The organism is Candidatus Hodarchaeum mangrovi (assembly GCF_975850365.1).
This window is the reverse complement of record NZ_CDLCQJ010000059.1, coordinates 1-23578: the sequence shown is the minus strand read 5'-3', so window position 1 is coordinate 23578 and position 23578 is coordinate 1. Positions and strand designations below refer to the sequence as shown.

Sequence of the window (23578 nt, the reverse complement as noted above, 5' to 3'; positions counted from 1 at the left end):
TTCACAATTAGATGTATTTTTTGTAGATATAATAGAAGTTAACTAAACAGACTTAAACTTAAGTATAGAACATTAATAATGATCAACTATGTCAGAATCTGATCTGAAAGATGAACCAGGTAATACAAACAAGTATTTATCGCAATTATGGCACATAATTACTTCTTTTAAATTTATTCTTTTGATTGGTTTCCTTGCGTTTTGGGTAAAGATCGGATATATCTCTAGTATCGATATGTGGGATGAAGGCTGGTTTAGTGCAATTGCAAGTCGGTTGGCATTTGGTCCTTCTCCATCTGATCTATTTCTTCCCCTTTATTATCCTGCAGAAGGCGGGGTAATTAAATTTTTTGATAAACCTCCATTTGCATTTTGGTGTGGAGCATTCCTTATGTCTTTATTTGGTCGAACCACATTCGCTGCTAAGGGCATTGTGATTATTGGAGGTGCTGGTTTAGCGATCATAATCTATTTACTCTTCAGTCATCAAGCTGAAAATCGCTCTGCCCATATAATTGCAGGATTATTAGTTGCTCTGGCTTACTTTTTGACTTTTTATAGTAGAACTGCTTACATTGATCCTTTTGTAATTTTTATGGGTGCCTTAGTCATGCTTCTTAGTATAAGAGCTGTAGATGCAGTTTTCATTGAAAGACGTTCTAAAAAAGGCTATATATTGCTTATAGTTGCAGCAGCTGTAAATATATTAAATTTACTTACTAAAGCATGGCAGGGGATTCTTATTGCACCTGCTATTGTTATCTATTTACTTATACGTTATATTGAAAGACATGTAGACTTATATGATCTTCGTACTCTCTTCCAAGAAATAAAACCACACGTTAAAAGTTTTTATAAACATGATGATTCAGAATTTAAGTATAACGTTGGAAAAGGTTTTCGTGTCCAAAATATTCTTTCTATAAGCGCATTTTGCTTAACATCTATCATTACTTATTTAATTACTTTTTTACCATTGAGTAGCTTACTCATAGGTTTAATAGTAGGTATTACATGTTACATAATTATAATTGGCATTTGCCACTCCACTCTTGGGTTAAATTTAGAACTAAAAACCAAATTAAAAAAATTTGGGTTAATTTCAGTAGTTATTGCTAGTACGCTAGCTAGTTTTGGAGGAGGAATGATCGCAAAGGTTTTCTATGATCGATTAGAAGAACCCTTTATAGCGATTGCTCTAGCTTTGACTGAAGAACATATACCAGAAGGAGGAGGATTATTAAGCTCATTAACATTTTTAGAAGATTTTTTTTCAAATACTTCATTATTTTTATTATTACTTGATCTACTCTCTGGATTGTTTGGTCTAATTGGAGCATTTATAGTATTTTTTTTCATAATGGGATTAGGACTAGAAATTTCTATTGGTAGAAGGAGATTTTTCAAATTCATAATTGAGTGTTTAGATTTAATTCCTTTAGGAATTTATGGATTATGGTTCGCTTTTTGGTTTGCCATAATTTTGATATCTGGGGCTTTTTTCAGCAGAGATGCCATGCAAATTACTGTATTTGGCGTTGGAGTAACATTACTTCTTACTGTAGGAATAACATATTTTCCTAAAGTTAAAAATTCTCTTACAAAAAATTTGCATCTGAAAACCCGTATTAGGGAAAAAACTGAACTTATGGGCTTTGAACATGATTTAATGTTTTTAGGTTTAGCTATTACTTTGATTATTATCAGCTTCTTTCCATTCGTTTCTTGGGTACAAACTTTGGACGCAAAAATTGCTGATGGTACTTACCCTTGGAGTATTCGCGTGCCAGGAGAACTTGCAGGGGATCCTGAAAAACCTAATCCAGTCACATATACATTTTTATTTTTTGAATATTATATTGGTTGGCGATACACTCATGCTACAAGTTATGAACTCCCTGAAAGCATTGGGAGTGCGCTTAATGATTATCTTCTTGTTATCCTTCTTTTTGGAGGATTATTTGTTATAGGTATTTACGCATTCTTTTTTTCTGACAAAAGAAATCCAGCATTAGGTTCAGCATTAATCGCTTGGTTAATAACCATTCCGTTTGTATTTTTTCCAGCTCAATTTCAGTTAAATTACTACTACATTCCATTAGCAATCCCATATCTTGCTATTTCTGCCAAAGGGATTGAATACTTATATTCCGGTGATCGTTGGCGATTTATAGTTGAGGATCGAATAGACAGGATTCTAGCTGTAATCGTTGCACTTGCCTTTGGTTATTCAGGACTTCTTATGGCTATATTCGAGATCAATCTAACTCAAGTTGATACTATTTTCTTCTTTTTACTATATGCCTTTGTTCTACTGGGCCCTTTTATCTATGTTTCAATGAATAATAACTGGTTGAAAACTTTTCCAGGCATTGTAACTTTTGGTCTTGCCTATAGATATTTTATTGATGCATGGGTTAAAAGTTTGACACCTTTGTATAATTTTGTTGTTCATGATTTTTTTGATAGCATATTAAGCTTCGATTTCTCTTGGATTTCAGATACAATTGAACTAGGAGCTCCATTAATCACTTTTATAGGAATCATACTGCTTCTAATAGCACTTTATTGGTTGAAGCCTCATGTAAAACCTCAGGCTTTACTAATTCTGTCTCTAATGCTCTCTGCAATGCTCATAAATGTCACTACTCTTGCTCACTACAATCAGATTTTTGACCTTCATTTTCAAGAGATGTCAATTTACATTAAAAATCATGGAGGAGACTATAACCACTCCACTTGGGTTATACCAGAAGCAGGATCTAATTTTGCTATGCGATATTATCTGGGAAAGGAGATCGTAACTACTGGGAATGTACCGTTTTCTTACAATTCCTCTAGCATGATGCAGAGTTATTATCAGACCCATTCTTCAATAAAATTCTGGGTAGTTATTAATGATTCAACTCATTGGGATGTACCTGCCTATGCACTAGATTATCCCCTATCTTACAGTTGGTTAACAAATAATACACATTTCGTATGTGTAGACGATATTATTGGTATCACTAGTTGGTATAAGATACATTTATTTGTGAATCATACATGGATCACAGAACAAGGTTATGATTGGTCAACACTAACAGGACAAATAAAGTAATATTTTCTATCCTAGCAAAGAACTTTGAAAATTATGCAATCTTATTACCTGTTTATTCAGAATGACAGTTTAATAAATTATAAAGTTGTGAATAAATTCAGATATTGTGGTGTAATAATGTCAAATAAAATAACAGCCAAACATATACTAGTAGAAAAAAAGAGTCTAGCGGAAGAAATAATCGAAAAAATTAATGGTGGAGCTTTATTTGAAGAAATGGCCCGTGAATATAGTACTTGTCCTTCAAAGAAAAAAGGGGGAAATCTGGGGGAATTCGGTCGAGGTCAAATGGTAAAAGAATTCGAAATAGAAGCATTTAAGCTGCAGAAGGGACAGATGACTCAAGTTCCAGTTAAAACTAAGTTTGGGTATCATATTATTAAACGGGTAAAGTAAATCTTCCCTTTTTATTAATATTGAATATCCAATGGATTTTTAGTCCCTTTTCTAATCAATTCAAATAATTTTTTTTTCTTATCCAAAACCTTATTATTCATTAATAAAAGAAAGAATCTGATCATTAATGGTTCTAGATTCAGATATAAAATTAACTCTATCTAGAATTGAAAATGCGCTTCAAAACGTGATGGAGTTAAGAGACTTTAGGAATTTCATGTTGGCGAAAAGTTATCTCGAAGAAGGGCAAGTACATACTGCTCTGGCCTTTTTGAAGAAAATTGAGAATGCCACACACAATGCAAACCTAGTGATTACCCAATCATTAGTAATTCGAGCTTTAATAATGATTTACGAATTAAATTTCACTGATGCGCTAGCTCTACTAGTCAGAATCAGAAAAATGGAATTTGAAATGGACGAGGATGTCGCAAAGGATATCGAAAATATCATCAAAGATATTAAAATTCAGCAACAAGCTAGTTTAATCTACGACGCCGCAGAAGGAAGGGAAAAAGTTGAAGAGTTTAAAGAGCAAACAGTTAAACACTTGCAAAAATATTTATTATCAGCACGTAATTTAGTGAGAAAATAAGCTTTATTCAAGTTATTAATTATGAATAAACTTATCAATAAAAATTATCAACTTTTCTCCTAATATTTTGGTTAATTCTTCTTCGTTAATACTTGCATCAATCCAAAGAACCTCTCCTCCAATGTTCATTGTAATCAATTTTTTATAATTTTCACGGACTTTTTCTTGATATTCGGCCAGTTCTAACTGATCGTTATTCTTCTTTTTCTCCCGTAAACGAAGTCTTTGTTGTCCTAAGGAGACTGGAACATCTAATATTACCCATAAATCTGGCTTTATGGCAAAATCATTTTGTTTAAGCACATATTCTAAGCTCAGTGTTTTAAGAGCTCCTTGATAAGCAACATTACTAAGAAAGTAGCGATCAACCAAAACAATCTGTTTTCTTTTTAATGCAGGAAGAATTATATTCTCCAAATCCCATTTACGATCTAATATATACCATTCTAGCTCTTGTTCGGGAGCAGTTCCCTCACGATGCTTCTTTACTTTATCTTTAATTAATTGATAATAGGGTGAGTTATGGTTTGGTTCATGAGTCACTATTACAGGGTAATTCTTTTTCTCCAGAAATTTAACAAGTTTTTGAATCTGAGTGGTCTTACCAGATCCATCTATACCTTCGAAGACAATTAAAACCCCACGGAAAAGACGTTTCAATTCATTTCGCCCTAATATTCACACAGAATGATATTTTGCTCTCATTTATTAATATATTAAATAGCTTCCTTTCTCTTCAAGATATCGGTATGAGGCATGATTCAGTTACAAAAAATCATAAGTGTCGAAAAAACATTTAGCCATAATTAAGTAATATAGAGATTAATCAAAAAAAAACAGCTCAATTCTTCCGAAAAGAGAAATGAAGAAATTTTAAGCAATTAATGAAAAGAGTATAATGACTAAAACAGGAAAAAGTTTTATTTGAATTCTTAGATAGATAAAAGAGCTCTGATAATCTTTTATATAAGAAATTTGATATCTATTACTATTAAGGAAGTAAGATCTATGGTTGACTTTAATCTAACAGATGAACAAAAAGCATTACAGAAAAAAGCAAGGGAATTTGCTATTCAAGAGATCATTCCCGTCTCACGTAAATATGATGAATCTGGGGAGTTTCCATACGAAATTTATCAAAAAGCTTTTGAACAGGGATTAATGAATACTATTTTTCCTCGAGAAGTAGGAGGGCCTGGTTTAGGAATCCTAGAAAACTGTTTAATAGTAGAAGAGACAGCTGCAGCTGATCCAGGTATAACAACTTCATTATTTGATAACTGTCTAGGAGCTGAACCTATTATAATTGGAGGAACAGCAGAACAAAAAGAAAGATTTTTAAAACCTCTAACTGAAGAGTTAAAGTTTATTGCATTTGCTACTTCTGAACCTGGTATGGGATCAGATGTTGCAGGGATTGCAACAACCGCTCGGTTGGAAAATAATGATATTATACTGAATGGAAGGAAGATGTGGATCACTAATGGTGGTGTAGCCTCATTTATGAGTACATTTGTACGACTTGAGGGCACAAAGCGACATAAAGGGATAACAGGTGTGGTAATACCCATGGATCTAGAAGGGATACGTCTTGGAAAACCAATACCGAAAATGGGACATAAGGCCTCAAATACAGTGCGAATTAGCCTTGACAACGTTAGAGTTCCCAAGGACCATATATTAGGAGAGCCAGGAAATGGTTTTCCTATCGCAATGAAAACTTTTGCACACACTCGCCCCACCATAGGAGCATTTGCAACGGGAATGGCTAGGGCAGCTATGGAATATGCTATTGCTTATTCAAAACGTAGAGAAGCCTTTGAAAGTAAATTATCTGATTTTCAATCCATACAATTTATGATCGCTGAAATGAAAATGCACTATGACGCTGCAAGATTGTTAACATGGTTTTCTGCTTGGGAGGCCGATCAAGGACGAGATAATACTATTAGTGCAAGTATTGCGAAAGCTTTTGCCTCTGATTATGGAATGAAAACTGCATCAGATGCGGTACAAATATTTGGTGGTTATGGATACATTAAGACATATCTCATTGAAAAACTCTTTAGAGACGCTAAGTTGTATCAAATTTATGAGGGAACCTCCCAAATTCAGCGAATGATAATAGGGCGGTATATGCTATCTAAGTATGATCCTCATTTTGATGAAACATTTACTTGATTAATTTTCTTTACAAAATTGTTAGTATTCATCATTCTCGTTTAAAATATCGGCTTGATTCTCTATAATTAAATTTTAACAAGAGATATATAGAGTGTGAACGGATTTATGTTTTTATTTTCTCCCTATGAGTTTTTAAGTCAAAAACTATGAAATCTTCCTTAAGATATAAAGATCAATTTTGTTCTTGATATATAAATTAGCTATATTAATTTTAAATGATGAGAATGATGAAAGAAGAGTTTCAAAATTATGAACAGTTACAAAAGGTTATACTATTTCTAAATTATCATGGCCCATTATTTATTCGAGCTCTTCCAGTAGAGGAAAATAAATCTAATAAAAGCACTGCTCCCATTGTTGTTACGACAATAATTTAGAAAGATAATTAATTGAAGATCTCACAAGTTCTCGAAAATGATCCTCATCCAAGTAAAACTTAATATATACCGACAAAAAAAATGAACTTAAGATAATACCTGCGTAACATCATAGTATTTGAAATGAAAGAACCCACTATTGATTGTGAGGATGATCTTATGAAACAACACCCACCAATTCAACCTTTCTCTCAACTACAGAACAATAATCCACAAGTCCAACTAATGATTGCAATTGAACTACTGAACTATAATGGTCCCATATTTACCTCTCCAAAGGAAAAATCAAAGGACAAAGCCTCTTAATCTTCAACACTATTCTGCGAAAAAAAGGAAATCCTCACCCTCTTTCTTTCACTCCTTTTCTTCCTTTTATCTTAGCTAAATCACTTAAAAACGTCTATCAAGGTGGACGGTAAACAGGATGCATTTCTGGTTTATTACCTAGAACTTCTTCAATTCTATTTAATATATCATTCTCTAAAACGATTCCAGAAGCCTGCATATTACTTTCCACATGTTCAGCTTTAGTTGCTCCAGTTATTGCTGAGCTAATCTCAGGTCGTCTTAATATCCATGCAAGAGCTAGTTGTCCAATCGTGAGATTAAGTTCATTTGCTATAGATTGAAGTTGGGTTATTTTCTGAATATTTTCTGGAGTTATTTCTCGTTTAACAAATTGGGTGGTAGCTGCCCGACTATCTTCAGGAATAGTTTTATTATATTTGCCTGTTAATAATCCTCCACCCAGAGGTGACCAAACAACAATTCCCATACCATGTTGGGATGTAGTCTCCATGACTTCTAATTCAATATATCGATCAAGCATATTATAGCGTGGTTGTTCTACAGAGGGTGGATGGTAACCATTAGTCTTTGCGATTCCTACAGCTCGTTCTAGTTGAGCTGCTGTCCAAACAGAGGTACCCCAATAGTGCACTAAACCCTGATCCACCAAATCTGACATTGCCTTTACAGTCTCTTCAAGGGGTGTTTCCCGATCAAACCGATGACAAAAATAAATATCAATATAATCAGTTTGTAATCGATCCAATGTTCCTTCAATTGATTCCATAATATGTTTCCGAGAAAGACCACGATCATTTGGTGAATTACTCATCGGCCAAAAGACTTTGCTACTGATAACGAGATCTTTGCGATTATAATCAATCAATATATTTCCTACAACTTCTTCTGCTTTACCTTTGGCATAAATATCTGCAATATCAATAAAGTTTACACCTAATTCAATAGCTTTTGAGATACAAGGTTTACTTTGGTCTTGTTCTAATGAACCTCCATATGTTAACCAAGCACCTAGACTAAGCTCAGAGATTTTTAACCCTGATTTTCCTAGCTTTCTATATTTCAATCAAAATCCTCCTGTATATTAAGTTAAAAACTTTGGATATAAACTGCCATATATTTTTGAGCAATGAGATTTGAAATTATTAATCATTTCTATTCCATGACTTGATTTGGCAGATAAATTTTATTTTGGATTAATTTTCGAACCCTATGAGAATTTCAAAAATTCATCTTTTCTAAAACAAAAAGGAATGGGAAGTAAATTGTCATAAACTCCAGCTTATATTGTTAACATTAAAAATTTGGTACAAAAATAAATTTTATTATCTATAAAAAGATAGTGAGTATTTACCATTAATTTTTTAAGGTTTTGCAGGACAAAAATCGGAGTATATCAGTTTTCATTATAAATGAAATCGACTTGTTATCATCATCTGATATTTACATTATGAAAGCTAGACACTGAATGGAATGTAAATTTGATATCAATCAGAGTTAAAATGCTTATTTTAGCTCTTACGGTAAATTATAGATATTAGGATTGATTTGAATGTCGTGGTTACATTTAGGAGAAATTATTCGGGCAAATGCAATTAAATATCCTGACAAACTAGCTATTAAGGATAGAAATCGCTCTTTAACAAATAGCGAATATGATATTAGAACTAACAAGCTTGCTAACGGACTACTTAAAATGGGTTTGAAAAAAGGAGATAAAATTGCTGTTTTATTGAATAATTGTATAGAATTCATGGAAATTTATGGAGCTGCAGCAAAAGCTGGATTTATAGTAGTACCTTTGAATTTTCGACTTCTCCCTGAAGATCTTTACTGGATTGTCCGTAATGCCGAAGCAAAGATGGTAATGGTTGAACAGACCTATTATGACATTACAATCGAAAGTTGGGATCTTATTGTTAATTATGGGCTTGATAAACTACATCATGTTTTAATTGGTGATATTAGTATTAAGGATAATTGGAGGTATTTTGAAGAAATTATCAGCCAAGGAGAGAACGATTATCCCTCAATTGAGGTAGATCCTGAAGATACTTGGATATTGCTTTATACAAGCGGAACAACTGGTAAACCTAAAGGAGTTGTAAGATCGCACCAATCTTATATTTCTTTCTTTTTAATTAATGCTGCTGAGTTTTCTTTTTCTCCTCTAGACTATGGTCTTGTCCTTATGCCATTATCACATGTGAATTCAACTTTCTATGCATTTGTTTTTACTTACATTGGAGCTAGTGTTTATGTACATCTTGAGATTAGGTTTGATCCCGAAGAACTTCTTGGAATATTTGATCGTGAAAAAATCACATTTACCTCTATGATACCAACTCATTATAATCTAATTTTAGGACTCTCTGAAGAAATTAAATCAAAATATGACCTTAGTTCTATTCAAACATTATTAACTTCTTCTGCTCCAGCCACTATTGAAATGAAAAAAGGTGTGATGAATCTTTTCAAGGGTGTCCGACTCTTTGAGGCATATGGATCAACTGAAGCCGGTTTAGTTACAATTTTACGGCCAGAGGATCAATTTACCAAGGCTGGATCTATTGGTAAAGAATGTATTGGTTCGGATATTATTAGAATATTAGATCCAAATACACGTAAACCTGTAGCTAATGGTGAAATTGGAGAACTATTTTCTCGTAGTCCAATGCAATTTACAGATTATCATCAACTACCAGAAAAAACTGTTGAAAGTATGGATAATGGATTTTTTAGTGCTGGAGATATGGCCAAAATCGATAAAGATGGATTCTACTACTTAGTTGATCGTAAAGCAAATATGATTATAACAGGTGGTGAACATGTTTTTCCCTCTGAAGTCGAAAAGGTTATTACAACTCATCCAGCTGTGATTGAGAGTGCTGTTGTCGGACTTAAGGATTATAAATGGGGTGAAGCGGTAACTGCAATCTGTATTTTGACTGCAGATAGGGCACCTTCTGATGGTTTGGCAGAAGAAATCCGAAGCTATTGTAAAAATAATATGCCAGGTTTCAAGGTGCCTAAAAAGGTACTATTCATTAAATATGACGAAATGCCACGAACAGGTTCAGGAAAAATAATACATCGGCTATTGCGAGAAAGGTTTAATACTTAATCAAAATTAATAACTGAAACACAGAATATCTTTTTTCGTTGAGTTTTCAAGCAAAGTATTTAGATTAAGAGGAAGTTGTTACAAAATGAAAATTGAAGATGTAAAAAAAATATGTGTGCTCGGAGCTGGGCTTATGGGGAATGGAATTGCTCATGTATGTGCTCAAGCTGGATTTCAAGTCTCCATGCGAGATATTGAAGACCGTTTTGTAGACAACGGAATGGCTATGATTAATAAAAATCTATCACGTGAAGTAAAAAAAGGGAAAATAACTCAAGACCAAATGAATGAAATTCTAGGGAGGATTCACGGCACTACTGATATGAAGGAGGCACTTAACGGTGTTGATGTCATTATCGAAGCGATCATAGAAAATCGGGATTTGAAATGCAAAGTTTATAGCGAAATCGATCAGATTTGTGATCCTAATGTCATTTTTGCCTCAAATACTTCTTCAATTTCCATTACTGACATGGCTTCTGCAACAAAACGTCCAGATAAATTTATTGGTATGCACTTCTTTAATCCTGTTCCAATAATGCGTCTTGTAGAAATTATCAAGGGTTATGAAACTTCAGATGAAACTTATCGGCTCATTGATCAGCTATCTAAAAAATTAGGAAAGGAAACAGTTTTAGTAAATGAAGCTCCCGGATTTGCAGTCAATAGACTATTATTACCCTTCCTTTTAGAGGCAGTTTTCACTATACAAGAAGGTGTAGCTTCTGTGGAAGACCTTGACAAAGCTATTACTTTAGGACTTAACCATCCAATGGGTCCATTAACCCTTTTGGATTTCGTTGGGCTGGATACAACACTGTTCATTGCTGATTATATGCATTCCGAATTTCAGGATTCTAAATATCGGGCGCCTACATTATTAAGAAAAATGGTTCGAGCAAAGCATTTTGGACGAAAATCGGGTATTGGGTTCTATGATTATTCAAAAACTCCTCCAGAGCCCCGATTGTTTAGATAGAATAGCGATTCTTACTTCTTAAATTCAACAGATCAATAAATGATAGTTGAATTTAACAAATTTCAAATGAAAAAAACTAATTAGAGTTCTGATTAGTAATTTTTTTAATTCTTACTGACTTTGATCACAATAGAAGCTGCAGAATCACCTGCAGAACATCCTGCAAATAGGCCATTGCCTCCATTCTTCAATTTAAGTTCTTCAATTAGTTCAATTAAAAGGCGCATACCTGTAGGGGCTTGAGGATGGCCCCAGACAAGACTTGAACCATAATTATTTACAGATTCTATTGAAATATCCATTTTTTGACTGAAATAAATGTCGTTCACTGCAAATGGATTATGAAGCTTAAATGAGGTAATATCAGATATAGATAGGTGAGCTGATTCCAATGCTCTATTCGCAGCTGGAACAGGTGCTGTAGGCATGAATCCCTTCTCACTACGAGCTTGGCCAAAAGATAGAACTTGAATTTCAAAATCTTTGTCAAGACTTAATGTTTGAGCATTTTCCTGTGTAGTTAATATCATACCACAGTTTCCATCAGCGGGATGAGTTTGAGTACCAAATGTAACTGTACCATCTTTAATCACAGGGCTTAAATTTGCCAGACCTTCTGCAGAAGTTGTATAAACTCCTTCATCGCCCTCAAGAATTGCTGTTTTCTTTCCAATTTTAATCTCCATTGGTATATCCATGAACCTTCGAAGAAATTCTGCATTATTCTCTAAAGCTTTATTATATTGAGTATATCGTAATAATGTAGCCTCTTCTTGCATTTCTCTAGTGATAGCTTCTTCTTTAGCGACATTTTCAGCAGTTTGAATCATAGCATTTTTTGCATAAGGATCATAGTTGAAATTATCCCAAACCCAATTTTCAAAATCAGCTTTTCCACCAGGTGCATATGGATTAGGATATAAGAGATGAGGGCCGTTACTAGTTCGATCACAAGTCACAGCTAATATCGTATGATTTTTTACTTGGTTTGATTCAATTTCAGAAGCAGCTGTTGCCATTACCCGAGCTGAGGTTGCACATGCTTGGCTAATCATAGGTCCAGAAATATTTGGAGCCCCTATTAATCCACTAAGCCATGTTTGGCCATAAAAACCGTTTTTTTGTGGTATTGTTATCCCAAGATGAATTGCATCTAAACTGGAGGGCAAGATGTTACATTTTTGTAAAGCTCGTTTAGTTGTTTCTGCAGCCAAAGGAATAGAGTTTAAATGTGCCATACTACCTTGCCATCGTACAAAAGGACTACTCCAGTAACATCCAGAAGGAACATAAACATTATTAAATCTCAAAACAATCACAAACTCCTCTAATTATTCGTTACTCCTTTCTTTTGGTTTGGGAAGGACAGCTTCAATTAAATCTTGATCAAATTGATGAGCATCTGCTAAGAGTTGTCGATACTTTATAAAATCAATGACATCTTTTCCAGTCTCTTTTCTTTCGTTAAACGCTCTAAAACCAAGTAATGCCTCTGTGGTCATATTTACAGATAACCAATGACGATTAGCAAGTTTTGTTTGATCCCAGAAGAATTTCTTTTTCATTCGAATACCATCAATAGATTTCATCAAACACCCTGGGAAAAGGTTTGTGAATGACCATATAATTTCATCAATCGATTTATCTAATAGTGAAAAATCAGTAGTGCAACTTTTCATGAGTTCCCGAGCTTCTTTAAAAGCTTGACCAACAAGAAATTCCCCATAAATTATCTCTCCATCCAAAACATACTTTTCAGTGTGAACGGTAGGATTTCTGATAAATTCTTCACCTTTCTTTAGGACTGGGACAACTTTTGATATCATCCCTAATCGTTTCATTTTGTAAGCACTCCATAATTCACAGGAAATACAATTCCACATAGCATCTTCTATTGATAGCATCCATGGAAGAAAATCAGTTGACCCTCCATCTGGAGCAGAACCATGTCTAGGTCCAGCCTGTCCATAAACAGCTGTATCAGCAGAAATAGTTAAATCGGTAGCCATTCCGATTTCCTGTCCTCCTGCTACTCTTATACCTTGTGAACGGCAAATTACTGGTTTTTTACAGTTTAAAATAGCATCAACCATCCCATTAAAAAGATCCATATAAAAGCCGTATTCACTGGGCCTTCCAGCATAATATTCCGCATATTCCTTTGTATTTCCACCTGTGCAGAAAGCTCTATCTCCTGCTCCTGTGAATACTACACTCACAACACTTCGGTCCATAGAAGCTCTCGAAAAACCGGCAATTACTCCTTTAACCATTTGAGTAGTATATGAATTCAGTTGAGCTGGATTGTTAAGTATTATCCAAGCAGAATAGAGTCCCTCGACCACCTTCCCAGTTGTTGGGTCAATTAATGGACGAAGTTCATAAGTTGTACAAGGAGGTTCAGTTCCAAATAATTCATCTTTCCAAAGATCATGATTTTTCATAATTTTTATCCTTCTTTAAGCTGAATCACAATATATCCCACACAAATCACTCATGCATAAAAATTCTATGACTTTGATTCTACATCCTCAAGCCACCATCAACTTGTACCACTGATCCTGTCATATAATCGGAATCAGAACTCGCTAAAAAAAGAGCGACTTTGGCAATGTCTATCGGAAATCCAATTCTCATCTGTGGGATTTGAGCTATTGTTTCTTCCTTATAGACTAAAGGAGTATCTGCAGTCATAGCAGTTTCGATATATCCTGGCATAATACAATTTACATTCACTTTATAGCGAGCTAGTTCTCGTGCTGCAGTCTTTGATAAAGCAATAATTCCCCATTTCGAAGCTGCATACGCTGCTTGACCTAGATTTCCATATTTTGCAGCAGTTGATGTAAAATTGATAATTTTGCCTCCAAAAGGTCTTTTGTTCATAAAATATGGAGCAATAGCTCGAATACAATTAAAAGTTCCAGTCAAATTGATATTAATAACCGAATTCCATATATCATCTGTCATTTTGTTTATTAAAGCACTTCTAGAAATTCCTGCGTTATTAACTAAGATATCTATCTGTTGGAATTTTTCTATTGTAATGTTTATTAATTGTTGAACATTTTCTGCATCAGCTACATCACATGTTACAGCAAAAGCTTCCCCTCCGAATTCTTTTATTTCTGCTACAACAGCTTCAATATCTGAGAGTGTTCTTGCTGCTACTATAGTTTTAGCACCCTCTCGTGCATATTCCAGTGCAATTTCCCGACCAATCCCTTTTCCTCCTCCTGTAATAATCGCTACTTTTCCTTGAAGTTTTTTAAATCTAAATTTAGGCTCTATTTCTGTTGTAGTTATTTTAGTTATCTCTTTAGATTGGGTAGCCCTTATAACTCGATAAGTGACACGATCTTCCTCAATAACCTCTGGTTTTACTCTAACATCTTCTCCGATTTTAAGAGGTTCACCCTCTTGGTTAATCCATGCAACTAATCGCCCTCCTTCTTTTAAATCAATAACACATACCGTATAAGGTGCGAATCGTTCAAATCCTGCAGGTGGTACATGAACTTCTGAAAATGATAATATCTTTCCCTCACCTGAATAATCTATATAATTTATGTTTTCATCGGATAGACATTCTTTACAATTAGCTCTAGGAGGATAATAACGAATATCACATTGAGAACAATGAGTCCCTTCAAGTCTTCCTTCTCTTAATGCAGATAAAAAGCGGGAACCCATTTTAGATTGAGAAATGTAATCTCTGTAACCAAATTGCTTCAACTTGGAATTCACCTCGAAAAAATATGTACAACGCAATATTGGCCATGACCACCAACATTATGTGTTAAACCAATCTCTGCATTATCAACTTGGCATTTTCCTGCTTCTCCACGAAGTTGTTTAACGATTCCAACAACTTGTGAACATCCAGTGGCACCTACAGGATGGCCTTTAGCTTTCAAACCTCCATCAACATTTACAGGAATTTGACCACCTATATAAGCTTCATCTACGAATTCTCCCCCTTTACCTCTCTCTGTAAACCCTAAATCCTCATATGCCATAATCTCAGCAATAGTAAAGCAATCATGAACCTCTGCAACATCTATTTTTTTCGCAGATACCTTAGCTTGATCATATGCTTGTTTAGAGGCGTTTACTGCACTGGATAAAGTAGCTAATTCTGGTCGTGTCAATAATGAGAAGGGAGCAGTAGCTGCACCAAGACCTGTGACCCAAATTGGTGTATCAGATAATTGTTTAGCTTTTTCTTCATTTGCTATAATAAGTGCTGCAGAACCATCTGCATTGGCACAACAGTCAAATATATGAAGAGGTGAGGCAATAATTCTCGACTCTAATACTTGTTTTATTGAAATTTCTTTTTGAAACATTGCCAACGGGTTCATCGAACCATAATAATGATTTTTTACAGCAACAGCAGCAAGCTGCTCTGAAGTTGTTCCATACTTAGCCATGTGACTTTGAGCATACATCCCATAATAGCTAGCAAAAGTTGTTCCATAAGGAGCTTCCCATTGCACATCTCCTGTACGTCCCATAATTTTAAGAATTTCAGATGTTGGGTTTTCTAACATCTTTTGAACCCCGAGTACTAAAATTATATCATGCATATTCGATTTTATCAAGGCATATGCTGTACGGAGGGCAACAGCAGAACTACTACATGCAGCTTCAGTAAGCCAAACTGGTTGGGGATTTAAACCCAAATATTCCGTAACAGGTCCAGCAATACTTCGTTGTGTCATATAAACAGGACTTCCTCCAATAATTGTAGCTTCTATATCCTTGCGATTTATACCTGCATCAGTTAGTGCTTCCTTAAACGGTTCAAAAGCTAATTCTTGAACGGTAACGTCATCGCGTCTTCCAAACTTACTATGACCAATACCGATAATCCCAACTTGTGACATTATAGTTCATTCCAAATTCCTTGATGATTAATTTCAAGAATTACATAGAATTATTGTACGAACACCTTCACCACGACGCATAACATCAAATGCTTTGTTTATTTCTTTTAGTGGGTATTTTGCTGTTACAAGCGGTTCAACCACGAGGTTCTTATTTCTAACTAGTTCAATAATGCGTGGGTAATCTACTGTTCGACATCCCAGACTCCCTACTAGTTCCATTTCACGAAACATTACACGACCGATATCAAATCCATCCCATCGTTTCGGAGAATATCCAACAGCAACTAATCTACCACCTGTCTTTAAGCTGTTGAATGCTTGTGTAAAAGTTGCTGGGTTGCCAATTGCCTCAAATGCGATGTCTGCTCCTCCACCTGTTATTTTTCTAATGGCTCCAACTACAGCACGATCATCCAAGTCTTTTGCAGATATTGTTTCAACCGCACCTAATTTTTTTGCGATTTCAAGTTTTTCCGGTACAATATCTACAGCTATTGCTAAACCACCTGCGACACGGATATTTTGTACAATATTCAATCCAATCCCACCACATCCAATCACAACAACCCAATCTCCAGCTTTAACCTGTCCACGATTTTTTACTGCATGGTATGGAGTGGAAATAGCATCAGCGATAATACAACCTTCCTCTAAAGGGATTTCTTTCGGAAGATGAAAAATATCTTTTGCTGGAACCATTATCTGTTCTGCAAAACCACCATCAACATTACTTCCAAAGAAAATTTGATTTGAACAAATATTCTCACGCCCAGTTCGACAATAAAAGCAAGTTCCACAAGATATTACGGCAGGAATTAAAACATGATCTCCTTGTTTAAATGATGTAACATCATCACTTGTTTCTTTAACCACTCCTGACATTTCATGTCCGAGAATTAAAGGTGGAGATTTACCTGTTGGAACTCCATGGTCAAGAAACCCTAAATCGGTGTGACAAACACCACAAGCTGTGATGTCAACAATAACATGTCCTAGTATCCCATTGATATTTGGTGAACTATAATCTTCTATAATTCTTAATGGTTCTTTTATTTTTTCAAAAACAGCAGCTTTCATATCTATTCACAACTTCCTGTGACATTTATTTCTATAAATATTGTTATCGATTCTCCCAGTTGGGAGGACGTTTTTCAACAAAGGCTTTTAATCCTTCATTTGCATCAAATGTCTTCATTAGCTGATTAAGATAAAGATCTTCAACTTTATCTAATTTCTCATCAAAATTAAAATCCATATTTAATTTGGTAGCTGTTTTAGTGTATTGCAATACAACTCTACTTAATTTACTAAATCTTTCTAGGAATGCTGATACTTCTTTTTCAAATGATTCTAAGGGGAAAACATGATTTACAAGACCTATTCTATGTGCTTCTTCAGCATTTATAATTTCCCCTTGTAAAATAAGTTCATATGCCTTTTTTTCACCAAGGATCATAGGAAAAATAACTGCGGATACTGGTGGAAACACACCTACTTTTATTTCAGGATTTCCAAACTTAGCTCTATCAGAAGCTAATACAATGTCGCAAAACGCAGCTATTTCACAACCCCCACCTAAAGCAGCTCCTCCAACACATGCAACTGTAGGAATTTTAACTCGATTTAATCTTTTAAATATTCCATGAAAGACATTTAGCATTTTCTTAGCTAAATCTCCCATATGTTCACCTACATCTACTCCTGCTGAAAATGATTTTCCTTGGTGAGTAATTACAATCACTTTGAGAGTAGTATCTGTTAAAAAATCATCTAGGGTCTTATTGATCTTTTCCATCATTGCAATATTTAAAATATTTAACGAACCGTTGTTAAAAATTATTTTCCCGATGTAATCCTTTTTTTCAACCAAAATTAAATCATTGCTCAATTTTTCATCACCATATCATTAGCTAAATTAACTGTTGAATAATTAGCATAATCAATGATTAACATTGACACCAAACTCTAGTTCTGACTCATTTAATTCTGAATGGACTTGAAAATAGAACGCTAGTGTCATGAAAAAGTTTAATTGAAATACTACAATTAAAATTTGAGTATAGTTTATATATAATTCTATCCTCAAATCCTTCGTTAACGACATTTATCGACTAAAAATTTCATATAAATAGCCATATTGAGTGGGCATAACACGGAATAATATTTCGCTTCGATAACCGTGCTAGAAATGTAGAAAATCAATAACCTTTAATCCTTAACATTAAAAAATCATGTTAAATGTGTATCTAAAGTAAATAAATGTTGAGTAATTATAATGAAATCAACGAATGAAACTACTGCACAACTAAGGGAATTTTTTGAAAATTGGCAAGTTTTAACTGATATCGAGGATAGATATGTATATTCATTCAAGAAAATATATTCTAGAGGGGCCATCTCTTTACCTGACATTGTCGTGAGGATTGATCAAGTAGGAAATTCTCTTAAATTCTCTGAGTGGGCCAAAAATCAAAATATTACCTTGATAAGTAGAAATGCAAGTAATATTAAAACTCGTAGTGAAAATAATAAAGTAAAAATCCTCATAGATGATGTCATTAAACCTGAAATTAATCTGAGATCAGAGGAACTAAGGATTCTTAGAGATTCTCTAATATATAAGATGAATAAGAATATACAGAGTACCTACAATAACATTTCTTTGGCTTTACAATTGATGTTGTCAGAATCAAATTTAACCAAATGTATGCAAAATGATATCTGTGGAGGATATTGCACTATTACTCCTTTTTACAAGGGAATTGAAACATGGTCTGCAAAAGGAAGGTTCCTCTTAATTAGAGGCTTGATTAAAGGAGATCTAGAGCTTTCCCAAAAAATAATTGACGTAATTTATGCCTGTAGTAAGTGTGGTAACTGTTTTAGCGAGTGTTTTGAACAAGTAGATCTTCACAAGGCAATTACTTGTATGAGGCAAATTATTGCTGAAAAGCGATTAGCTCCAGAAGTGTTTCATACCATTGCAGAAAATATCAAAGCTACGGGAGATCCAGCAGGAACATCCTTTGAAAAACGTTTTGCCTGGTTGAAGAATGTCCCTAAGCGAAAATTGCCTGATAAACCTGAAATTCTCTATTGGACGGGATGTATGGTATCTTATCGTACCCCTCAAACAGCTCTAGCCTTTTATAATTTGTTAAAAAAATTGAAGGCTGATTTTACAAATTTAGAAAGGAATGAAGGATGTTGTGGTTATGTGTTATTTTCTTCAGGATTATGGAAAGAAGCAGAAAAAGTGGCTCAAGATGTAGCCAAAATAATTAGAAAAATTGGTATTAAAACATTAATCACTCCATGCTCAGGATGCTATTATACATTCACAAAACTTTACCCAGAGATAGCGAACATACATCTTCCATGTGAAATTCTTCACTCATCCCAGTTTATTGAAGAAAAAATAAACCATAAACAATTTGATTTTAATCCAATAAACAATAAAATCACATACCACGATCCATGTTCACTTGGTAGGCACTGTGGTGTTTATGATTCACCCCGGAATATATTGAAATCGATCCCGAATCTCAAAATAATAGAAATGAGTCTCAATAAATCCCAGGCACGTTGTTGTGGAGGTGGAGGAGGATTATGGAATTATAATCATAATATCAGTCTAGATTCTGCTTCAACCAGACTAAATGAAGATTTTATACCATTGAACATCGACATATTAACAACAGCCTGTCCATTATGTCAAATGAATTTTAGAATCACTGCAAAAAGAAATGCTGTTCCACTTCAGGTTAATGATATTACAGAAATAATTGAATCTGCTTTGATAATGAGTCCTGAAAAATCCTAAGTCGCTGATAACAATTTCTGCATTAGATCTGAAAATTTTTGGGCAGCAGCTTTACGTTTTAAGAAGTTAATTGTTGTTGCATCAATAAATTGGAGTGCATTTGGTTCGCAATTCTTTACGCATATTGGATCTCCATCACAAAGATCACATTTCTTAATTTGTCCGTCTATGCCTAATATTACCCCACCAAAAGGACAATGGGTTACACATAGCTTACATCCAACACATAATTCATGATCAATAAGTATTGCTCCAGTCTTTTCGTCTCTATGTACCGCGTTCATCGGACAAACTATTTCACAAATTGGATCTTCGCACTGTTGACATACCATGGGTATATATAAGCCAGAGCTTTCCCATTTGATAACTTGTATTCTTGCATGTACGGGATTACACACTTTCTCATGATGAAGTGAACAAACTATTTCACATATACGACATCCAGAACACTTCTCAGGATTGACAAATAGAAATTTCTTCATACTAACTTCTCCAATTTATACCTTTATTTGTTGATTATTTTCTATTCCAAGCTTCCTAAGAGTTTCCTTGCTAGGAATACCATTGATATTCCATCCATGCAAGTGATAATATTCATCAAGCATTTTAGTAAATTTTTCTTTTTCGATCTTTTTCCCTTTAACTATTGGAAAACCTAACGGTGTTGGTTCTTTAAAGAAACGTTCTGGCAATTTATCATCTTTTCTAGTAAACCCTTCTCGATTATTAAACATTCGTTCAATTGTTACTATCCTTTCGCCAATTTCCAAAAGCGAGGGTTTTGAAATCTTCAAACCAGTAGCTAGATCAATGAGCTTAGAAAATTCTTCGAATTTGGGTGCATGTACTGCACAAAAAACTGTTTGAAACTTACATGTTCCAATTGAATCAGTTACTGCATATAATAATTCTTGCCACCATACCATATGACTTTTTCCTTCATATGAGGTGTAATCTGAAGACATAGGTGCTCCATATATCTCTTCTAAGAGTTCCTCTGGGAGTCCATACAGATCAATTGCAGGTCTACTTCTTAAATGATCCGCACCTCGTGTTGATGTTGCTATTCCTAATGCTAAACTCGGTGTAGGACGTTCATCAGAATGCAAATTACTCATACCTTTAATTTGCATGGCATAATATTCTGATTGCTTTCCAATTTTTTCAATGGAATGTAAGAATCCATCAGCAAGCATATTTCCTAAAAAACCTTCTCTTCTGCTAATTCTCTTAATAAGTTCATAGATTACTTCTTCGTTTCCCCAGGACAGATCCAATCCATCAATCATCTTTTCAGATAAAATATTTTTTTCATAGAGTTCCATAATCCAGGCAATAATTCCCCCAATTTCCAAAGTATCAATACCATATTTGTTCACAAGATGATTAGCAATTAGAATAGTTTCCATCTTTTTACAGTCAACCATTGTTCCAAAGGCGCCAAGTGAAGTATATTCCGGTCCTTCCCCAAAAATAGGAGCATAAGGTCCTTCTTTTAACATATATCGATGACGACAATGAACACTACATCCGTAACATCCTGACATCCCAATTGTATATTCATCCATCACTTCAGGTTCTAAATTTTCACCGTTTTCAAGTCGATTAAGCTGAAAGTTCCGTGTTCGTATCAATCCAGTGGTGTTGGTATTACTATAGATGATGAGTGTCCCCCATTTTGATTGTGCCCTAGCCCAGCGAGATCCTGTGATCATATTGTTCATATCTGAACAATAATCGAGTAGCTGATCAGGAAAAGTAAATTCTAAGTCCAATGTTCCACGAGTCGCTATTGCCTTCAAGTTTTTTGAACCCATAATACATCCCATTCCAGTACGACCAGCAGCATTCTTCATTCCTGTTCTTACGTTTGCATAACGAACAAGATTTTCTCCTGCTTCTCCAATAACCAAACTCTTAATTTGTTCATCATTATGATCTGATCGAATGAGGTTTTGAGTTTCAAAAGTATCCTTTCCCCATAGGTGAATAGCGTCTCGGATTTCTACTACTCCATTAGTTATCCAGATATAACTAGGATTTGTTGCTTTTCCAGTAATTATCAAATGGTCAAATCCAGCAAACCTTAATTCTGGAGCAAAGAATCCACCTATGTTTGAATCCCCTATAGCTCCAGTTAGAGGAGATTTTGCTGCGATATCGCATCTTCCAGCACCAAGTGCAGGAATTCCAGTTAACAATCCAGTACCAATGAGTAAAACATTATCAGGTCCTAATGCGTTAACTCCAGCAGGAAGGAGAGAATATAAATAATACATATTGATGCCTCTTCCTCCAAGGAATTGTGTTCGGAGCGATTTAGGGACAGATTTGATATTAATTGACTTTGAAGTTAAATCAATATGAGCAATCTTTCTATTCCAAACCATTATAAACGCCTCTAATGATTATTTTGCGAGCCCACGAATCTTAGGTTGGTCTGGTTTTGGCCAAGAGATCCGGTACTGGGTATTACACTGGGGACATTTAGCCAGTTCAGTATTTTGTTCAATTGGAAATCTTTTCAAACAATTTAAGCATCTAACTTCATTCATAACAACACCACCTAATTAACCACCACCAACAGGAAGTGTGAAGATCAAGACATCTCCATGACTAATTTTTTCATTAATTTCTCTGATACCTTTTCCATTTATCATTACTAAAATATCATTAGCAATTTTTCCTGTTTGTGGATTTATCACATTATTAAAGTCATTCCCATATTTTCTTGTTAAGATTTCTAAAATTTCTCCAAAGGTACAATCATCATTAATAGGTTCCATGATTTTTCGGGTTTTCGTGATTTCACTAAAGGTTGCATGAAAAATTATTTCTATTTTTCCAGAGGTCATGTTTTTCAATCTCATTCTTAAAATGTTAAATATGAATATTCCTATTCTTCAGTTTTTTTGTGCTTGAAACTCTTTCTGAGCGAATTATTATATTTTCTTTATAAGTGGTATCACAATGTATATCCTCATCAGCCACAATCTATATATATAGTAATACTAATTATAAAGCAATAAGATCTCGGAGGGCTAAATAATCACTAAAATCCCTGAAAAACAGTTGAAACCTATAAAAAATATGGTGAAAAACGTGAGCGAACCAGTAGAAGAGTTATATGCAGAGTTTATCGTTAAAGGGTTTGAAATGATCGATAGAGTAGTGAAACAGAGTGGCAATACTGGTCGTGTTTATCTACCGAAGAATTGGATTGATTCTAAGGTTAAAATTATCCGCGTATCAAAATTAAAAGAAAATTCTGATTGAATCAATGAATCAAAGAAAGACATCTTGAGATGGTTAATTATGGGTACGAATGATGTTATTAAGATTAGAAAAATGAAGGAATCAGATATCGATCCAATTATTCAAATGGATAAAAGAATCACAGGCGTTTTTAGGCCAACAATGTGGAAGTCTGAAATTAAGCATTATTTGAAGAATAATAGTATTAGCCTTGTCGCTGAAATTCAAGGGCAAGTAGTAGGATTTATGATCGGGACTGTGCACCCTTGGCTCTTTGGTATTGAGAATGGAGGTTGGATTGAAATTTTAGGGGTACATCCAGATCATACAGCAAAAGGAGTGGGAAAAAAACTTGGAAACAAACTTTTTACGGAATTCAAGTCCCAAAACGTCAAGATTGTCTATACCTGTGTCGAGTGGACTTCAAGCGACTTATTAGAATTCTTCAGAACATTAGAAATGACTAAAATTACCTTTATTACCTTGATGAAAGAATTTTGATAGTTAATATCAAAGTGAAACTCTCAAAGAAGCGAAAAATAAAATT

The 23578-nt window shown here is 34.4% G+C and carries 23 protein-coding genes; 11 read left to right on the top strand and 12 right to left on the bottom strand.

The features are described 5' to 3' along the window. Nucleotides 1-88 precede the first annotated feature (88 nt). The 3 genes from ACWVCY_RS06065 (at nt 89) to ACWVCY_RS06055 (ending at nt 4091) form a co-directional block, all read left to right on the top strand. Nucleotides 89-3100 (top strand): ArnT family glycosyltransferase, encoded by a 3012-nt coding sequence (locus ACWVCY_RS06065; RefSeq protein WP_455141159.1) that lies wholly within the window; start codon nt 89-91, stop codon nt 3098-3100. A gap of 117 nt (nt 3101-3217) precedes the next feature. Beyond that, the gene (locus ACWVCY_RS06060; protein WP_455141157.1) at nt 3218-3496 is read left to right on the top strand and encodes a peptidylprolyl isomerase; all 279 of its coding nucleotides are present in this window, start codon (nt 3218-3220) and stop codon (nt 3494-3496) included. A 127-nt stretch (nt 3497-3623) separates the two neighbouring features. Next, a complete protein-coding gene (locus ACWVCY_RS06055; protein ID WP_455141155.1) occupies nt 3624-4091 on the top strand; it encodes a hypothetical protein in 468 nt (155 codons plus the stop codon). A 15-nt stretch (nt 4092-4106) separates the two neighbouring features. Here ACWVCY_RS06055 and tmk read toward each other — a convergent pair whose 3' ends face one another. Then, nucleotides 4107-4751, bottom strand: coding sequence for a dTMP kinase (tmk, locus tag ACWVCY_RS06050; protein ID WP_455141153.1), 645 nt, complete (start codon nt 4749-4751; stop codon nt 4107-4109). 348 nt (nt 4752-5099) lie between these two features. On the opposite strand from tmk, the gene ACWVCY_RS06045 reads away from it, so the two are divergent. From ACWVCY_RS06045 to ACWVCY_RS06035, 3 genes are all read left to right on the top strand, one after another. Continuing rightward, nucleotides 5100-6272 (top strand): acyl-CoA dehydrogenase family protein, encoded by a 1173-nt coding sequence (locus ACWVCY_RS06045; RefSeq protein WP_455141151.1) that lies wholly within the window; start codon nt 5100-5102, stop codon nt 6270-6272. 230 nt (nt 6273-6502) lie between these two features. Next, entirely contained in the window at nt 6503-6652 is a 150-nt protein-coding gene (locus ACWVCY_RS06040; RefSeq protein ID WP_455141149.1) for a hypothetical protein, read from the top strand. 123 nt (nt 6653-6775) lie between these two features. After that, nucleotides 6776-6958, top strand: coding sequence for a hypothetical protein (locus tag ACWVCY_RS06035; RefSeq protein ID WP_455141147.1), 183 nt, complete (start codon nt 6776-6778; stop codon nt 6956-6958). 97 nt (nt 6959-7055) lie between these two features. Here ACWVCY_RS06035 and ACWVCY_RS06030 read toward each other — a convergent pair whose 3' ends face one another. Continuing rightward, nucleotides 7056-8024 (bottom strand): aldo/keto reductase family protein, encoded by a 969-nt coding sequence (locus ACWVCY_RS06030; protein ID WP_455141146.1) that lies wholly within the window; start codon nt 8022-8024, stop codon nt 7056-7058. 486 nt (nt 8025-8510) lie between these two features. Here ACWVCY_RS06030 and ACWVCY_RS06025 point away from each other — a divergent pair, with 486 nt between their 5' ends. Together ACWVCY_RS06025 and ACWVCY_RS06020 are read left to right on the top strand one after the other, a co-directional pair. After that, on the top strand, nt 8511-10082 hold the full coding sequence (locus ACWVCY_RS06025) for a class I adenylate-forming enzyme family protein (RefSeq protein ID WP_455141144.1): 1572 nt from the start codon (nt 8511-8513) through the stop codon (nt 10080-10082). An 85-nt stretch (nt 10083-10167) separates the two neighbouring features. Further along, nucleotides 10168-11061, top strand: coding sequence for a 3-hydroxyacyl-CoA dehydrogenase family protein (locus ACWVCY_RS06020; RefSeq protein WP_455141142.1), 894 nt, complete (start codon nt 10168-10170; stop codon nt 11059-11061). Nucleotides 11062-11165: 104 nt separating this feature from the next. Here the strand turns inward: ACWVCY_RS06020 and ACWVCY_RS06015 are convergent, their stop codons facing one another. From ACWVCY_RS06015 to ACWVCY_RS05990, 6 genes are all read right to left on the bottom strand, one after another. Then, the gene (locus ACWVCY_RS06015; RefSeq protein WP_455141140.1) at nt 11166-12380 is read right to left on the bottom strand and encodes a thiolase family protein; all 1215 of its coding nucleotides are present in this window, start codon (nt 12378-12380) and stop codon (nt 11166-11168) included. Nucleotides 12381-12392: 12 nt separating this feature from the next. Then, on the bottom strand, nt 12393-13505 hold the full coding sequence (gene oah / locus ACWVCY_RS06010) for a 6-oxocyclohex-1-ene-1-carbonyl-CoA hydratase (protein WP_455141139.1): 1113 nt from the start codon (nt 13503-13505) through the stop codon (nt 12393-12395). Nucleotides 13506-13584: 79 nt separating this feature from the next. After that, on the bottom strand, nt 13585-14796 hold the full coding sequence (gene fabG / locus ACWVCY_RS06005; RefSeq protein ID WP_455141138.1) for a 3-oxoacyl-ACP reductase FabG: 1212 nt from the start codon (nt 14794-14796) through the stop codon (nt 13585-13587). An 8-nt stretch (nt 14797-14804) separates the two neighbouring features. Then, a complete protein-coding gene (locus ACWVCY_RS06000; protein ID WP_455141136.1) occupies nt 14805-15950 on the bottom strand; it encodes a thiolase domain-containing protein in 1146 nt (381 codons plus the stop codon). Nucleotides 15951-15983: 33 nt separating this feature from the next. After that, complete coding sequence (locus ACWVCY_RS05995) at nt 15984-17030, bottom strand: zinc-binding dehydrogenase (protein WP_455141134.1); 1047 nt, start codon at nt 17028-17030, stop codon at nt 15984-15986. A 43-nt stretch (nt 17031-17073) separates the two neighbouring features. Next, nucleotides 17074-17841 (bottom strand): enoyl-CoA hydratase/isomerase family protein, encoded by a 768-nt coding sequence (locus ACWVCY_RS05990; RefSeq protein WP_455141133.1) that lies wholly within the window; start codon nt 17839-17841, stop codon nt 17074-17076. Between the two features lie 387 nt (nt 17842-18228). On the opposite strand from ACWVCY_RS05990, the gene ACWVCY_RS05985 reads away from it, so the two are divergent. Then, entirely contained in the window at nt 18229-19776 is a 1548-nt protein-coding gene (locus ACWVCY_RS05985; RefSeq protein WP_455141131.1) for a (Fe-S)-binding protein, read from the top strand. On the opposite strand, the gene ACWVCY_RS05980 is transcribed toward ACWVCY_RS05985, so the two are convergent. From ACWVCY_RS05980 to ACWVCY_RS05965, 4 genes are read right to left on the bottom strand one after another with little or no spacing between them, the layout of a single operon-like run. Continuing rightward, nucleotides 19773-20258 (bottom strand): 4Fe-4S dicluster domain-containing protein, encoded by a 486-nt coding sequence (locus ACWVCY_RS05980; RefSeq protein ID WP_455141129.1) that lies wholly within the window; start codon nt 20256-20258, stop codon nt 19773-19775. The genes ACWVCY_RS05985 and ACWVCY_RS05980 overlap by 4 nt on opposite strands. Nucleotides 20259-20273: 15 nt before the next feature. Continuing rightward, on the bottom strand, nt 20274-22166 hold the full coding sequence (locus ACWVCY_RS05975) for an aldehyde ferredoxin oxidoreductase family protein (protein ID WP_455141127.1): 1893 nt from the start codon (nt 22164-22166) through the stop codon (nt 20274-20276). Between the two features lie 18 nt (nt 22167-22184). Continuing rightward, nucleotides 22185-22331, bottom strand: a complete 147-nt coding sequence (locus tag ACWVCY_RS05970; RefSeq protein WP_455141126.1) for a hypothetical protein — start codon at nt 22329-22331, stop codon at nt 22185-22187. Between the two features lie 15 nt (nt 22332-22346). Beyond that, nucleotides 22347-22631 carry a MoaD/ThiS family protein gene (locus tag ACWVCY_RS05965; RefSeq protein WP_455141124.1) on the bottom strand — a complete coding sequence of 95 codons (285 nt, stop codon included), beginning with the start codon at nt 22629-22631 and terminating at the stop codon, nt 22347-22349. Nucleotides 22632-22878: 247 nt separating this feature from the next. Between ACWVCY_RS05965 and ACWVCY_RS05960 the strand changes: the two genes are divergently transcribed. Both ACWVCY_RS05960 and ACWVCY_RS05955 read left to right on the top strand, forming a co-directional pair. After that, the gene (locus ACWVCY_RS05960; RefSeq protein ID WP_455141123.1) at nt 22879-23052 is read left to right on the top strand and encodes a DUF2080 family transposase-associated protein; all 174 of its coding nucleotides are present in this window, start codon (nt 22879-22881) and stop codon (nt 23050-23052) included. A gap of 39 nt (nt 23053-23091) precedes the next feature. Beyond that, nucleotides 23092-23532, top strand: coding sequence for a GNAT family N-acetyltransferase (locus ACWVCY_RS05955; protein WP_455141121.1), 441 nt, complete (start codon nt 23092-23094; stop codon nt 23530-23532). The last annotated feature ends 46 nt before the right edge of the window (nt 23533-23578 follow it).

What these genes read in the sequence shown, in the direction of transcription:
- oah (WP_455141139.1), bottom strand. Translation starts at nt 13,505, where the DNA reads ATGAAAAATCATGATCTTTGGAAAGATGAATTATTTGGAACTGAACCT.
- ACWVCY_RS06060 (WP_455141157.1), top strand. Translation starts at nt 3,218, where the DNA reads ATGTCAAATAAAATAACAGCCAAACATATACTAGTAGAAAAAAAGAGT.
- ACWVCY_RS06045 (WP_455141151.1), top strand. Translation starts at nt 5,100, where the DNA reads ATGGTTGACTTTAATCTAACAGATGAACAAAAAGCATTACAGAAAAAA.
- ACWVCY_RS06035 (WP_455141147.1), top strand. Translation starts at nt 6,776, where the DNA reads ATGAAAGAACCCACTATTGATTGTGAGGATGATCTTATGAAACAACAC.
- ACWVCY_RS05980 (WP_455141129.1), bottom strand. Translation starts at nt 20,258, where the DNA reads ATGAAGAAATTTCTATTTGTCAATCCTGAGAAGTGTTCTGGATGTCGT.
- ACWVCY_RS06055 (WP_455141155.1), top strand. Translation starts at nt 3,624, where the DNA reads ATGGTTCTAGATTCAGATATAAAATTAACTCTATCTAGAATTGAAAAT.
- ACWVCY_RS05970 (WP_455141126.1), bottom strand. Translation starts at nt 22,331, where the DNA reads ATGAATGAAGTTAGATGCTTAAATTGTTTGAAAAGATTTCCAATTGAA.
- ACWVCY_RS05985 (WP_455141131.1), top strand. Translation starts at nt 18,229, where the DNA reads ATGAAATCAACGAATGAAACTACTGCACAACTAAGGGAATTTTTTGAA.
- ACWVCY_RS06000 (WP_455141136.1), bottom strand. Translation starts at nt 15,950, where the DNA reads ATGTCACAAGTTGGGATTATCGGTATTGGTCATAGTAAGTTTGGAAGA.
- ACWVCY_RS05975 (WP_455141127.1), bottom strand. Translation starts at nt 22,166, where the DNA reads ATGGTTTGGAATAGAAAGATTGCTCATATTGATTTAACTTCAAAGTCA.
- ACWVCY_RS06065 (WP_455141159.1), top strand. Translation starts at nt 89, where the DNA reads ATGTCAGAATCTGATCTGAAAGATGAACCAGGTAATACAAACAAGTAT.
- ACWVCY_RS05995 (WP_455141134.1), bottom strand. Translation starts at nt 17,030, where the DNA reads ATGAAAGCTGCTGTTTTTGAAAAAATAAAAGAACCATTAAGAATTATA.
- ACWVCY_RS05955 (WP_455141121.1), top strand. Translation starts at nt 23,092, where the DNA reads ATGGGTACGAATGATGTTATTAAGATTAGAAAAATGAAGGAATCAGAT.
- ACWVCY_RS06025 (WP_455141144.1), top strand. Translation starts at nt 8,511, where the DNA reads ATGTCGTGGTTACATTTAGGAGAAATTATTCGGGCAAATGCAATTAAA.
- ACWVCY_RS06020 (WP_455141142.1), top strand. Translation starts at nt 10,168, where the DNA reads ATGAAAATTGAAGATGTAAAAAAAATATGTGTGCTCGGAGCTGGGCTT.
- ACWVCY_RS06040 (WP_455141149.1), top strand. Translation starts at nt 6,503, where the DNA reads ATGAAAGAAGAGTTTCAAAATTATGAACAGTTACAAAAGGTTATACTA.
- ACWVCY_RS05965 (WP_455141124.1), bottom strand. Translation starts at nt 22,631, where the DNA reads ATGACCTCTGGAAAAATAGAAATAATTTTTCATGCAACCTTTAGTGAA.